The organism is Mesorhizobium sp. WSM4819 (genome assembly GCF_055811215.1).
On sequence record NZ_JBVVQO010000012.1, the window covers coordinates 114,421 to 128,348 of the forward strand.

Below are 13,928 nucleotides of genomic sequence, written 5' to 3' on the forward strand. Positions count from 1 at the left end.
CGGCGCATGAAAAAAACGATCCTCGTCACTCTCGGGCTGACGCTGGCGACAGCCATGTTCGCCGCCGAAGCGGCGACGATGGTGCCGCCGGGCAACAGTCATGTCGAGCAGCCCAACATACCGGGCGCCTCAAGCCGGCGCACCCAGGCCACCAACACCACCTTCCAGTCGAAATACCGCAAGGTCTATGCGCTGCTGCAGCACGACGCCGGTCTTCGCGGCAAGATCGAGCAGGCAGCAGCGACCTATGGCATCGATCCTATGCATATCGTCGGCGCCATCGTCGGCGAGCACACCTACAATGTCGACGCCTACGACCGGCTGCAGACCTACTACGTCAAGGCGATCTCCTATCTGTCGAGCAAGCTGTCTTTCGCCTATGAAGGCGAGGACATCACCGATTTCGTGCAACGGCCGCAATTCCAGGAATGCGTCGGCAAATCGGATAGTTACGAGCTCTGGGAATGCCGCGAGCAGGTGTGGAACCTTTCCTTTCGCGGCAAGACTGTCGGGGGGACAAGCTTCCCCGACGACCGCTTCGGCGCGACTTTCTTCCAGCCCTATTATGCCGGCCAGACCTTTGGCCTGGGCCAGCTCAATCCGCTGACCGCCTTGCAGATGAGCGATCTCGTGCACCAGGTGTCCGGCCTGCCGAAGCTCGACGTCGGCGATCCGAACGCGGTCTACAAGACCATCATGGATCCGGACCTGACCTTGGACTATGTCGCGGCGACGATCCGGAAATCGATCGACGCCTATCAGAGCATTGCCGGCTTCGACATATCGAGCAATCCCGGCATCACATCGACCCTCTACAATGTCGGCAATCCGGAACAGCGTGCGCATGCGCTGAAGGCCGAAAACGACAGGCGCCGCGCCGCGGGCGAACCGGAGAAGCTGCCCGAGGAAAATTACTATGGCTGGCTGGTCAACGACAAACTGCCGGAGCTCAACGCGCTGTTTTAGTGGGTGTTGAGATCTGGACTTTGAGCTCGAAGTCGCCTCTTCGCCGTTTGCGCTGCCCCTCATCGCCCTGCCGGGCACTTCTCCCCGTATAGCGACGGGGAGAAGGACGCCTTCGCAAAGGATTTCCCCAATCGCCCAGGGTTGCAGAAAGAACGCCAAGGTTGCGGCCAGCTTCTTTCTCCCCGTTTACGGGGAGAAATGCCCGGCAGGGCAATGAGGGGCGGCGCCGGCTTTCGACAATCGGCACGCACCAGGCTCACGCCGCCAGCAGCGACTTCAGCTTGATCGTTTGCGAACCGAGCGCCTCAGGCGCCGGCTTCGCCCTTTTTGCGATCAGCATCTCGGCCAGCCTGATGTCGCGGGCGACAGAATTGCCCGGACCGATGCCGCTCGCCGCGACCAGCCTGCCGTCTTGCGCCAGGTGAAACAGGATGAAGGCGCCGTCGTCGAGGTCGCGGCGCACGACCTTGCTGCCCTCGTCCGACAGCCCAGATATCTGCAAGGTCAGGCCGTATTGATCCGACCAGAACCATGGCACAGCCGAGTGGACCTCACCGGCGCCAAGCATGTTGCTGGCCGCAAGCGCGCCCTGCTCCTGCGCGTTGCGCCAGGCCTCCAGCCGCACGCGCCGGCCGCCATAGACGGCAAGCGGAAACGAGCAGCAATCGCCGGCGGCAAAGATGTCCGGATCGTTGCTGCGAAGCTCGGCATCGACGGCTATGCCGTTGTCGATCGTCAGGCCCGCTTCTGCGGCAAGTCCGGTCACCGGTACAGCGCCGATGCCGATCACCGCCAGGTCGGCGACGATGTCCTGCCCGCCGGCAAGCGCGATGCGCACCTCGGCGCCGTCATCGGCAATCGCGGCGATTGCGTCGCCGCACAGGATTTTGACGCCTTCGGCTTCATGCGCCTGGTGGACGATCTTGGCGATCTCGGCCGGCACGCCGCGCATCAGGATGCGCGGCTGCGCCTCGATGACGGTGACAACTGCGCCCAGTCTGCGTGCTGCGGCGGCGAGCTCAAGACCGATGAAGCCGCCGCCAATGATGGCGATGCGGTTTCCGGCGCGGAGATGGGCGCGAATGGCCAGCGCGTCGTTGAAGGTCCGGAGATAGGCACAACGCGGCCCGAGGCCCGGCATTGGCAGTCTGCGCGGCAGGGAACCGGTCGCCAGCAGCAGCTTGTCGTATGGCAGCGCCGAGCCGTCCGGCAGGCGCACGACATGCGCAGCACGGTCGATCGCCACCGCCTGAACCGAATGGATATGCCTTATCGATCTCTCGGCCAGGATTTTGTCGCTGGCGATCGCCTTGATCACCGGGGCATCGCCGGCCATCGCGTCCTTCGACAGCGGCGGCCGCTCATAGGGCAGATGCGGCTCGTCGCCGACCAGCGTCACCGGGCCATCATAGCCGAGATCGCGCAGCGCCAGGGCAGCCCGCCCGCCGCATTCGCCGGCGCCGATGATGAGCATTCCTTTCGCCATCACCGTCACCCGATCTGAATGAGGATTTTGCCGGCATCGAGTTTGACCGGATAGGTCCTGAGATTGACGCAGACCGGCGCGCCCCTGGCTGCACCGGTCTTGTAGTTGAAGCGGCCATTGTGCTTCGGGCATTCGATGATGTCGTCCATCACCAGCCCGTCGGCCAGATGCACCTTCTCATGCGTGCAAAGGCCGTCCGTCGCGAAATATTCGTCGTCGGGACTGCGATAGATGGCGAAGGTGCGGCCGCCATGGTCGAACCGCATCACGTCCTCTTCGTCGATGTCATCGGCACCACAGGCCTCGACCCAGTCGCTCATTGGTCCTCCCGGCATAATTTTGCTTGGTCAATGTGCCCGGCACAGGCGCGCAAATCATTCGGCTGCTGCCGCGACAGCATCGTTGTCGTTGTGGAATTCCTCGCGATAAGATTTGGCAGTCGGCGGCAGTTCGCGCTTGAGAAAATAGTCTTCATTGCGCAGCTGGCGCAGGAAGGCAGGCACCATCTCGCGATAGCCGGCCAGGATCGATGGCGTCGGCGCCGGCAGGTCGTGCTTGATCAGCTCATGCAGCCTCGGCAGCGCGTGATAGGGCACCATCGGGAACATGTGGTGCTCGACATGGTAGTTCATGTTCCAGTAGATGAAGCGGCTGATCGGGTTCATGTGGACCGTGCGGCTGTTGAGGCGGTGGTCGATGACATTTTCGGCGAGGCCGCCATGCTGCAGCAGGCCGGTCATGACGTGATGCCAGGCGCCGTAAAGCCTGGGCAGACCGACCAGCATCAAGGGCAGGAACGAGCCGCTATAAAGTGCCAGCGCGATTGTCGCGGCATAGATCGCGGTCCAGATGCGGGCAATGCGGATCGCCTTTGGCTGCTCCTGCTCGGGAATGAAGGTCTTTTCCGCCGGGCTGATGATGCCGGCCGCATTGCGCACCATGTCGCTCATGGCATGCCAGGCATCGACAATGCCGAAGAAATTGAGCACGACGCGCAACAGGTCCGGCGGGCGCATCACCGCGATCTCCGGATCGCGGCCGACGATGATCGTGTCAGTGTGATGCCGCGTATGGCTCCAGCGCCAGGTCACCGGGTTGCGCATGATCATGAAGCAGGCGATCTGATAGACCGCATCATTCATCCACTGCGTCCTGAAGGCGGTGCCGTGGCCGCATTCGTGCCAGCGTGAATCGGTGGAAGAGCCGTAGAGCACGCCATAGACGAAGAAGAACGGCACGCACCACCATGTGCCCCAGAACCAGGCGCCGCCGGCGCCGCTCAGGACCAGGGCGGAGAGCCAGATGATGGTGTCGCGGATCGCCGGCCCATCGGAGCGCTGCATCAGCTCCTTCATCTGCTTGCGGGGCACGTCGGTATGATACCATTCGGCCGCCGCCAGCCCGGTCTCGACGGCGCGCTTCGCGTTGCGGCCGAGCAGGCTGTAATCTCGCCGGGACGGCATTACGGGTAGTGTCGCTTCCATTGAGGCTGCCTCCGTCGGCATCCGTCTGAATGCCTCTGCCACAGGTGCTTATGCCCTAAAATAACGCCAAGCCGTGATAGGCTCAACATCATGAAGATAGTTTCTATCATTTCCCATCAGAATGATGTATAGCCTATGCCAGGCAATCAGGCAGGAAGCGTATGGCAAAACGGCCGACCATCACCGATCTGGCCCGTATTTCGGGGGTCAGTGTCGCCACCGTCGATCGGGTGTTGAACAATCGCCTGCCGGTGCGCGAGGAAACCGCGCGCCGCGTCTATGAGGCCGCCACCAGCATCGGCTACCACGCCGCCGGGTTGATCAAGCAGCGGATGCGCCAGGAACTGCCGGAATACCGGCTCGGCTTTCTGCTGCTGAGGGGCAATGATGTTTTCTACAGCGATTTCGCCCGCGAGATCGAACTGGCTGTCTCGCAGTCGCAGCGCTTCCGCGGCGTCGCCACCATCGATTTCGCCAGTTCGCTGGCCCCCGACGAGATCGCCGCGCAGATGCGCAAGCTGGCGGCGAAATCCAGGGCAGTCGCCCTTGTCGGTCCGGACCATCCGACGCTAACGGCGGCCGTCGAGACCCTGAAGGCGAGGGGGCAACCCGTCTTCTCCCTGCTATCCGACTTTGCAGCCGGCATCCGCGAGGGCTATGTCGGCCTCGACAACCGCAAGGTCGGTCGCACCGCGGCCTGGATGATCGCCAGAGCGGCGAGGAAGCCCGGCAAGGTCGCCCTTTTCGTCGGCAGCCATCGCTTCCATGGCCATGAGCTGCGCGAGATCGGCTTCAGATCGTTTTTCCGCGAGCATGCGCCGGAATTCACGGTGATGGAGACGCTGGTCAACCTGGAAGCCAACCAGGTGACCCATGATGCAATGATCGATCTTCTGGCGCGGTACCCGGATCTGGCCGGCTGCTATGTCGCTGGCGGCGGCATGGAAGGCGCGGTTTCCGCGCTACGGGCGGCCAGGCCGGCAAACATGCCGGTGGTCGTCTGCAACGAGATCAACGCCGAATCGCGCGCGGCGCTCGCCGACAACATCCTGACCATGGTGATTTCGACGCCGCTGGCAGCACTATGCCGCGAGCTTGTCGGGCTGATGGTGCATGCCATCGAGGCAGGCGCCGCCAATGCGCCGGGCCAGACCTTCCTGCCCTTCGACATCTATCTGCCGGAAAACATCTAGGCTCGGCAGAACATCTGGGCTCAGCCAAGACATCCTGTTTAGATCGGGGGCGTCGGCAGTGATGTGAACCATCAGCCTGATGGATTCTTGCAGAAGGTTTGCCGGCCCTCAGCCGCGTTGTCCGAAAAAACCGGCAGCCGCTTTCGGAATCTCCTTGACGCCCGCCAGTAGAATGGAATAAATATTTCACCAACTAGGTATTTTGGTTCTTTCGTTCCGGAACATCTATTTCAACGGAGGGCTTGGCGTTCCAGCCAACGCGGAAATCGCCATCGGAAACGGAGAAGCAATCGGGAGAGATTCCCTGGGAGATCGGGGATTCCGGGTAGATCGGTGCAGCCGGACACCAATTGTGTGGAGGAGAAATAGAATGAAAAAGCTGCTGTTGGGCGCCGCATTCCTGGCGCTGATGAGCTCGTCCGCCCTCGCTGCCAAAATCGGTGTGTCGATGGCGCTGTTCGACGACAATTTTCTCACCGTGCTGCGCAACGGCATGATCGAGCAGGCCAAAGGCATGGAAGGCGTCGAACTGCAGGTCGAGGACGCGCAGAACGACGTCGCCAAGCAACTCGACCAGATCAAGAACTTCGTCGCCTCGGGCGTCGACGCTATTGTCGTCAATCCAGTCGACACCTCGGCCACCCAGGCAATGTCGGATGCCGCCGCTGCGGCCAACGTTCCGCTGGTCTATGTCAACCGCGAGCCGGTCAATGTCGACACGCTGCCGGACAACCAGGCTTTCGTTGCCTCGAACGAGGTTGAATCAGGAACTCTCGAGACCCAGGAAGTCTGCCGGCTGTTCAAGGAAGCCGGCAAGACCGAGGCCAAGGTCTATGTGATCATGGGCGAACTGTCGAACCAGGCCGCGGTGCAGCGCACCAAGGACATTGACGATGTGATCGCCACTCCCGAATGCAGCTTCATCAAGATCATCGACAAGCAGACGTCGAACTGGAAACGCGAGGAAGCACAGAACCTGATGACCAACTGGCTGTCGACCGGCGCGCCGTTCGATGGCGTGATCGCCAACAATGACGAGAGCGCCATCGGCGCCATCCAGGCCATGAAAGCTGCCAACATCGACATGAAGTCGGTTGTTGTCGGCGGCGTGGACGCCACCCAGGACGCGCTTGCCGCGATGCAGGCGGGCGATCTCGACGTCACCGTGTTCCAGGACGCGGCCGGCCAAGGCGCCGGGGCGCTGGACGCGGCGCTCAAGCTTTCCAAGGGCGAGGCGGTCGAGCAGAAGGTCTACATCCCCTTCCAGCTGGTCACGCCGGCAAACATTGACAAGTTCCTGCAGAAGAACTGAGGCAGAGGACCATTTTTCGATAGGGAGCGGCGCGTCAGAGCATCGAACCGTTTTGAGAATCCGATGTTCGAAGGACAAAAAACAGCGCCGCTCCTCTTTCGCTCATCGCCGTGAACAGCCGGCGGGAGGGCGACTGCTGCTGATGGAGGAAGCAAGAGTTGACACAGACAACCCATGGCGTCGGCGGATTGAGCTATGATGCGAAAAAGCGGACATGGCCTGCCGAATTCAACGTTTTCCTGGCGCTCATCATCCTGGTCGGCGCCTTCGAGCTGATAGGCCGCGTCTTTCTTGGCGACAGCTTTCTGTTCAACACCCGCCCCAATGTCGATACGATCTTCAACGAGGCGCGCCTGCAGATCATCATCCTGCAGGTGTCGATCGTCGGCATCATCGCCATTGGCGTGACGCAGGTGATCATTTCCGGCGGCATCGACCTTTCCTCTGGTTCGATCGTCGGCGCCACGGCGATGATCGCCATGAGTTTCGCCCAGGTGGCGACGGTCAACGGCAACCCTAATCCCAAGGCGGTGTTCCTCGCGCAAGGCTGGACCGACCTGCCGGTGATCGTGCCGGTGCTGGTCGCGATCGGCTGCGGCCTGCTGGCGGGCCTGGTCAACGGCACGCTGGTCGCCTACACGCGCATTCCGCCGTTCATCGCCACGCTCGGCATGATGGTCACGGCGCGCGGCATCGCCAAATGGTGGTCCAAGGGGCAGCCGATCTCGTTTCCCACCGAAAGTTTCGCCGCCATCGGCAAGGGGCTGATGCCGGTCATCATCTTCATATCGCTGGCGATTCTGTTCCAGCTGATCCTGTCATACACCAGGTACGGCAAGCACTGTTATGCCATCGGCTCCAACGAGGACGCCGCGCGCATGTCCGGCATAAATGTCCAGAACCACAAGATCCTCGTCTTTGTCATTGCCGGCATCCTCGCCTCGCTGGCCGCCGTGGTGCTGAGCTCCAAGAACCTCACCGCTCAGGCCGGCATGGGCGTGATGTACGAACTGGACGCGATCGCCATGGCGGTCATCGGCGGCGTCTCGCTGTCGGGCGGCCGCGGCTCGATCATCGGAACGGTGATCGGTGCGCTGATCTTCGGCGTCATCATCTCCGGCTTCACCTTCCTGCGCCTCGACGCCTACTACCAGGAGATGGTCAAGGGCGTGATCATCATCGGCGCAGTCGTTCTCGACCAGTGGCGCCAGCGCCTGCGGGCAATGAGGGCTTGATCATGTCAGACATCGTCCTGAAGACCGAAAACCTGACCAAATACTATGGCGGCGTGCATGCGCTCGAAAGCGCGAATTTCGAACTGCGCAAGGGCGAGCATGTCGCCATCATGGGTGACAACGGCGCCGGCAAATCGACCTTCGTGCGCCAGATCACCGCCGTCGAGCAGCGCACCAGCGGCAAGGTCTGGTTCGACGGCAAGGAAGTGAACTTCGCCGGCCCGATCGCGGCGCGCGAGGCGGGCATCGAAACGGTGTTCCAGAACCTGGCGCTTGCCGACGATCTCGACGTGCCGTCGAACCTGTTTCTCGGCCGCGAGAAGGTGCTGTTCAATCTCGGGCCTTTCTCGATCCTCGATCGCAAGTTCATGCGCAAGGCGACCGAGGCAGCGTTGATCCGCACGGCGGTCAAGATTCCCAACCTTTCCAACACCATCCGACACATGTCGGGCGGCCAGCGTCAGTGCGTGGCGATCGCCAGAACCGCTACCTTTGCGTCCAAGCTCATCATCATGGACGAGCCGACGGCAGCACTTGGTGTGCAGGAGACGATGCAGGTCGAAAACATCATCCGCACGCTGAAAGCCAATGGCGAGCCGCTGATCCTGATCAGCCACAACATGCGCCAGGTGTTCGACCTCGTCGACCGCATCGTGGTGTTCCGGCGCGGCCGCATCGTCGCCAATCTGCGCAAGCAGGACACCGACGGCAACGACATCGTCTCATACATCACCGGCGCCAAGACCGGGGAGGCCGAACTTGCGGCCTAGGGCGGATGCCGGCGCGGCGGGTCATCGGCCCGTCGCCGATCAGCCGAAATAAGAAAATCTACTGCGCCTTGCCCTGAACGGTGCAGTAAAGACGCACTTCCATTTCGAACCATCCCAAAGGAAATTTTCATGTCTCTCCGCTTCGCTCTTCTCGGCGCCGGCCGCATCGGCAAGGTCCACGCCCGCGCCGTCGGTTCCAATCCGCAGGCCAGGCTGGTCGCAGTTGCCGATGCCTTCGAGAAGGCGGCGACCGATCTGGCGTCGGCCTATGGCGCGGAAGTGCGCAGCATCGACGCCATCGAAAAAGCCGGGGATATCGATGCGGTCATTATCTGCACGCCGACCGACACCCATGCCGATCTGATCGAGCGGTTCGCCAAGGCCGGCAAGGCGATCTTCTGCGAGAAGCCGATCGACCTTGACGCCGGCCGAGTGGAAGAATGCCTGGCCGTGGTCGACAAGGCCGGCGCCACTTTGATGGTCGGCTTCAACCGCCGCTTCGATCCGCATTTCGCCGCCGTGCGCAAGGCGATCGACGACGGCGCCATCGGCACGGTCGAGATGGTGACCATCACCTCACGCGATCCCGGCCCGCCGCCGCTCGACTATATCGGCCGCTCGGGCGGCATCTTCCGCGACATGACCATCCATGATTTCGATATGGCACGCTTCCTGCTCGGCGAGGAACCGGTGGCGGTCAGCGCCCACGCCTCGGTGCTGGTCGACAAAAAGATCGGCGAGGCCGGCGACTTCGACAGCGTCAGCGTCATCCTCGAAACCGCCTCCGGCAAGCAGTGCATCATCTCCAATTCGCGACGCGCCACTTATGGCTACGACCAGCGCATCGAGGTGCATGGCTCGAAAGGCATGGTTGCGGCCGAGAACCAGCGGCCGGTGTCGGTCGAGCTGGCCAATGAAAAGGGCTACACGCGCCCGCCGCTGCACGACTTCTTCATGACCCGCTACCTCGACGCCTATGCCAACGAGATCGCCGCCTTCATCGCGGCGGCGACGTCAGGCAACAAGGCGTCGCCGAGCGGTGGGGACGGGCTGGTCGCGCTGAGGCTGGCGGACGCGGCGCTGAAATCAGCTAGGGAAGGCAAGACCGTCCGCCTCGTTTGACCATCAAGCACAGGAGCAAGGCGATGAACGGTTCCGCCGGTCGCAATTCAGAAACACGCGCCATCGTCACCGGCGGCGCGCAAGGCATCGGCTTCGCCGTCGCCGAGGTGCTGGCCGACGAGGGCTGCCGCTCCCTGGCGTTGGTCGGCCGTTCCAGGGAGAAGGGCGACAAGGCGGTCGCCGCACTTGCGAAAGACGGCGTCGACGCCATCTTCATCAGCGCCGACGTCTCAGTGGTGGCCGACTGCAAGCGGGTCGTGGAAACGGCGATCGCTCATTTCGGCACCGTCAATGCGCTGGTCAACGCCGCCGCCACCTCGGCCCGCGGCTCACTGGTCGAGACCTCCGAGGATCTTTTTGACCAGATCTTCCAGACCAATGTGCGCGGCCCCTTCTTCCTGATGCAGGGTGTGGTGGCGCATCTGCTCGACCGCAAGGCGCCCGGCTCGATCGTCAATGTGCTGTCGATGTCGGCGCATTGCGGCCAGTCGTTCCTGGCGCCCTACTCGTCGAGCAAGGGCGCACTGGCGACGCTGACCAAGAATGTCGCCAATGCCTATCGCAACAATCGCATCCGCTGCAACGCCGTGCTGCCCGGCTGGATGGATACCGAGGGCGAGGCGATCGTGCAGAAGAAATGGCACGACGCGCCGGACGACTGGCTGGAAAAGGCCGAGGCCGCGCAGCCGATGGGCCAGTTGGTGAAGCCGGCGCAGCTTGCCAGGCTGATCAGCTATATGATCAGCCCGCAGTCCGGCGTCATGACCGGCTCGCTGGTCGACTACGACCAAACCATTGCAGGGTCTTCGCCGGAATGATCGGTTCGACCAAACTCACCAAGGCACCCGGGCTCTGAAAACCGCTCTCCTTCCCTGTTGCCGCCGTATCGCCATTTCCATATAGTCAAGATGGTCAGAATGGTCACGGAGGTCGAAATGCTGTCTGAGCCCAAAGAGGATAGCAGCTGGACAGTCGCTGGGGCAAAAGCCCGGCTCTCGGAGGTTATCGAGCGTGCGCAGTCTTCGCCGCAGACGATCACCAGAAACGGCAAACCAAGCGTGGTTGTGGTCTCGGTCGAGGAATGGCAGCGAAAGACCGTACGCAAGGGTACGCTTGCGGAGTTCCTGCTGGAGTCGCCGCTGCGCGGCACCGATCTCAACCTTGAGCGTCAGCGCGACGAACCGCGTGATCTGCCGCTGTGAGGCTACTGCTCGATACGAATGTCCTGTCCGAGGTGACAAGACCGGCGCCGAACGCACGCGTTCTGGACTGGCTGGACGGACTTGATGAGGACCGCTCATTCATCAGCGTCGTGTCGATCGCCGAGATCCGACGCGGCGTCGCCCTCATGGATGAGGGCCGGAAACGCGAGGCATTGGCCCAATGGCTCGTCCAAGACCTACCGCAGCGTTTCGAACAGCGGGTTCTTCCCGTGGACGAATCGGTTGCCCTGGCCTGGGGAGACCTGATGGGCCTTGCGAAGCGCCGCGGTCGCGGTCTGTCGTCGATGGACGGCCTGATTGCAGCCACCGCGATTGCGCAGGAGCTCACCTTGGCAACGCGCAATACCAACGATTTCGAAGGCTTTGAAATCGGACTCTTCTATCCCTGGACTGCATGAACCGCTTGGCGCAGCATGTTGGGCCTCAAGCGACCCGAGGCAAGGAGGGGTGCGCTTCAGGACGGAGAAGACCTGTTCCCCAATCTCGCCTGGATGCGTGACAAGCGCCCCGGCTTCGGCTAAAGGGCTGGCATGATCCACCTGACCGCCTCGTTTTGGTACTTTAGCTACGGCAGCTCGCTGGCGGCGGGAGGATTGCGCTCGATCTGAAGATTGCAGCAACAACATCCGAACAGCCGCCAGACCTGGCGGCTTTTTTGTTTTCAGCCGGCAGGTCTCCCAATCAGGAGCAGAAAGCCGTGTTGACCACCACAGATGATCTTCGGGTCAAGGAAATCCGAGAGCTGAGTACGCCGGACGACGTGATGCGGGAGATACCGCGCACGCTGACGGCGACGCGCACCGTTGCCGCGTCACGCAACGCTATCCACGCCGTGCTGACTGGCGCCGACGATCGGCTGGTCGTCGTCGTCGGCCCCTGTTCGATCCACGACCCGGTCGCTGCCGTCGACTATGCCAGCCGGCTGGCGGCGCTGCGCGAGAGCCTGTCGGACCGGCTGGAAATCGTGATGCGCGTGTATTTCGAGAAGCCGCGCACGACGGTTGGCTGGAAGGGCCTGATCAACGATCCCGACCTGGACGGCAGCTTCGACATCGACAAGGGCCTGCGGATGGCCCGCAACGTGCTCTCTGCTGTCAACAATCTTGGCCTTCCGGCGGCGACCGAATTCCTCGACATGGCCACCCCACAATACATTGCCGACCTCGTCGCCTGGGGTGCGATCGGCGCGCGCACGACAGAGAGCCAAATCCATCGCGAACTCGCATCCGGCCTGTCCTGCCCGGTCGGCTTCAAGAACGGCACCGACGGCAATCTGCGGATCGCCGCCGAGGCGGTGAAGTCCGCCGCCCAGCCGCACCATTTCATGGCGGTGACGAAGGGCGGGCGCAGCGCCATCGCGACGACGACCGGCAACCAGGACTGCCACGTCATCCTGCGCGGCGGCATTGTGCCGAACTATGACGCAACGAGCATAGCTGCCGCCTGCGCGGAACTCGGCCGGATCGGCGTAGCACCACGGCTGATGATCGACGTCAACCACGCCAACAGGAACAAGAAGCCGGAGAACCAGCCGATGGTGGCGGCCGACGTCGCCGGCCAGGTCGCGGCAGGCGACGAACGCATCATCGGCGTCATGATCGAGAGCAACCTCGTCGCCGGCCGGCAGGAGGTCATGCCTGGCAAGCCGCTCGTCTATGGCCAGAGCATCACCGACGGCTGCATCGACTGGACAACCACCGAGACGGTGCTGCACGGCCTTGCCGACGCCGTCGAGCGGCGCCGGTCAGCGCGACGCGCCCTAGTCGCCAGCCGTCCGGGAGCCGCCTGAAGCGGTTGGCACGGAATTTTGCGGGCGGTTGCTACCGTGCTGCTTGGCTTTGAAAGGCCGGCGCCGCCCCTCATGGGCAATGAGGGGCTGCGTCAATATCGACAATTGGCCCTCTCCAACACAAGCTCTCCCTTGCTCTGGCATGGGTGGCGTCGAGGCTCGGATTGCGGGTCGCTAGCGCACCGCGATCCAGCGCTGTTCCTCGAACGAGCGCGCCATGGCATGCACCGTGCGCTCGATCTCGAGGCCTTCGTCGAAATCGATGATCCGCGCCGGCTTGCCGGCCAGCCGCGTCAAAAGCTCGCGGCATTCGATGATCTTGAGGTCGTTGAAACCGAGGCCGTGGCCGGGCGCCGGCAGGAAGGCGTCGTAGGGCTTGTGGTGCGGCGCCACCAGGATGGTGCGATAGCCTTGCTCGGTCGGGCGGTCGGCTGTCAGGTAAAGCTGGAACTCGTTCATCCGCTCCTGGTCGTACAGGATCGAGCCCTTCGAGCCGAAGATCTGAATGGCGATCCGGCCCTTGCGGCCCCAAGCCGAACGGTTGACCAGCAGTGCGGCGGCAATGCCGTTTTCGAGATGCATCAGCACGCTGGCGATGTCGTAGGTCTCGACCGCGCGACGCCCGCCTGATGCGACCCGGCGATCGGCATAGGGCTTTGCCATGTCGCACATGACGCGGGCGACGCGGCCGAACAGCACCGAGACCAGCGACAGCGGATGCACGGCGAAATCGTCGAGCGCGCCGTAACCGGACGCCGCCTCGTGCTTCCAGAAGAACAGCGCCTCCGGGTCGGCCATGAAATCCTCGTCCATCTCGATGCGCAGATGATTGATTTCACCGATGATCTTCTCGTCGAGCAGCGCACCGATATGGCGGATCGCCGGATTCTGGATGTAGTTGTAGCCGAGCGCGGCCACCTTGCCGGATTTTTTGGTCGCCGCCGCCATGGCTTGCGCCTCGGCAAAACTCGGCGCCATCGGTTTTTCGCACCACAGATGCTTGCCGGCTTCGAGGATGGCGATGGCCATCTCCGGGTGGAACTGGTTCGGCGTGGTCAGCGAGACGATATCGACGTCCGGGTCATCGACGACGGCGCGCCAGTCGCCGGAGCCCTTGGCGAAGCCGAACTCGGTCGCCCGGCGCTTGGCAAGGTCGTCATCGACCTCGCCGAGATGGACCAGCCTTGGCTTGGCCACGTCGGGAAAGACGGTGCCGACCGCGTTCCACGCGATGGCGTGGCACTTGCCCATAAACCCCGTGCCGATAAGACCGACTCCGACCATTTCCTTGTCTCCACTGCCAGAAAGGTTGCGTGGATGAATTAGTCCATTTTTTCCAGAAATGGAA

14 protein-coding genes are annotated in these 13,928 nt (G+C 62.7%); 10 read left to right on the forward strand and 4 right to left on the reverse strand.

What is annotated here, in order from left to right; all coding sequences use genetic code 11:
• Positions 1–6: 6 nt before the first annotated feature.
• Positions 7–966, forward strand: coding sequence for a DUF1402 family protein (locus AC0L18_RS13750; RefSeq protein ID WP_473492741.1), 960 nt, complete (start codon positions 7–9; stop codon positions 964–966).
• Between the two features lie 256 nt (positions 967–1,222).
• Here AC0L18_RS13750 and AC0L18_RS13755 read toward each other — a convergent pair whose 3' ends face one another.
• From AC0L18_RS13755 to AC0L18_RS13765, 3 genes are read right to left on the reverse strand one after another with little or no spacing between them, the layout of a single operon-like run.
• Positions 1,223–2,452: an NAD(P)/FAD-dependent oxidoreductase gene (locus tag AC0L18_RS13755; RefSeq protein ID WP_473492742.1), complete on the reverse strand. Its 1,230-nt coding sequence runs from the start codon at positions 2,450–2,452 to the stop codon at positions 1,223–1,225.
• A 5-nt stretch (positions 2,453–2,457) separates the two neighbouring features.
• The gene (locus AC0L18_RS13760; protein ID WP_128244598.1) at positions 2,458–2,772 is read right to left on the reverse strand and encodes a Rieske (2Fe-2S) protein; all 315 of its coding nucleotides are present in this window, start codon (positions 2,770–2,772) and stop codon (positions 2,458–2,460) included.
• A 54-nt stretch (positions 2,773–2,826) separates the two neighbouring features.
• Entirely contained in the window at positions 2,827–3,936 is a 1,110-nt protein-coding gene (locus AC0L18_RS13765) for a fatty acid desaturase family protein (RefSeq protein WP_473492744.1), read from the reverse strand.
• A 161-nt stretch (positions 3,937–4,097) separates the two neighbouring features.
• On the opposite strand from AC0L18_RS13765, the gene AC0L18_RS13770 reads away from it, so the two are divergent.
• The 9 genes from AC0L18_RS13770 (at position 4,098) to AC0L18_RS13810 (ending at position 12,580) form a co-directional block, all read left to right on the forward strand.
• Entirely contained in the window at positions 4,098–5,129 is a 1,032-nt protein-coding gene (locus AC0L18_RS13770) for a LacI family DNA-binding transcriptional regulator (RefSeq protein WP_023796930.1), read from the forward strand.
• 370 nt (positions 5,130–5,499) lie between these two features.
• Entirely contained in the window at positions 5,500–6,441 is a 942-nt protein-coding gene (locus AC0L18_RS13775; RefSeq protein WP_473492745.1) for a sugar ABC transporter substrate-binding protein, read from the forward strand.
• A 158-nt stretch (positions 6,442–6,599) separates the two neighbouring features.
• The gene (locus tag AC0L18_RS13780; RefSeq protein WP_473492746.1) at positions 6,600–7,676 is read left to right on the forward strand and encodes an ABC transporter permease; all 1,077 of its coding nucleotides are present in this window, start codon (positions 6,600–6,602) and stop codon (positions 7,674–7,676) included.
• Positions 7,677–7,678: 2 nt separating this feature from the next.
• Entirely contained in the window at positions 7,679–8,446 is a 768-nt protein-coding gene (locus tag AC0L18_RS13785) for an ATP-binding cassette domain-containing protein (protein WP_023796933.1), read from the forward strand.
• 129 nt (positions 8,447–8,575) lie between these two features.
• Complete coding sequence (iolG, locus tag AC0L18_RS13790; protein ID WP_473492747.1) at positions 8,576–9,568, forward strand: inositol 2-dehydrogenase; 993 nt, start codon at positions 8,576–8,578, stop codon at positions 9,566–9,568.
• Between the two features lie 23 nt (positions 9,569–9,591).
• Positions 9,592–10,386 carry an SDR family oxidoreductase gene (locus AC0L18_RS13795; RefSeq protein ID WP_473492748.1) on the forward strand — a complete coding sequence of 265 codons (795 nt, stop codon included), beginning with the start codon at positions 9,592–9,594 and terminating at the stop codon, positions 10,384–10,386.
• Positions 10,387–10,485: 99 nt separating this feature from the next.
• Positions 10,486–10,770 (forward strand): type II toxin-antitoxin system prevent-host-death family antitoxin, encoded by a 285-nt coding sequence (locus AC0L18_RS13800; protein ID WP_473492749.1) that lies wholly within the window; start codon positions 10,486–10,488, stop codon positions 10,768–10,770.
• On the forward strand, positions 10,767–11,189 hold the full coding sequence (locus AC0L18_RS13805) for a PIN domain-containing protein (protein ID WP_473492750.1): 423 nt from the start codon (positions 10,767–10,769) through the stop codon (positions 11,187–11,189). Before AC0L18_RS13800 ends, AC0L18_RS13805 begins: the two co-directional genes overlap by 4 nt.
• A gap of 299 nt (positions 11,190–11,488) precedes the next feature.
• Complete coding sequence (locus tag AC0L18_RS13810; protein WP_473492751.1) at positions 11,489–12,580, forward strand: 3-deoxy-7-phosphoheptulonate synthase; 1,092 nt, start codon at positions 11,489–11,491, stop codon at positions 12,578–12,580.
• A 174-nt stretch (positions 12,581–12,754) separates the two neighbouring features.
• Here the strand turns inward: AC0L18_RS13810 and AC0L18_RS13815 are convergent, their stop codons facing one another.
• Entirely contained in the window at positions 12,755–13,864 is a 1,110-nt protein-coding gene (locus AC0L18_RS13815; protein ID WP_473492752.1) for a Gfo/Idh/MocA family protein, read from the reverse strand.
• Positions 13,865–13,928 lie beyond the last annotated feature (64 nt).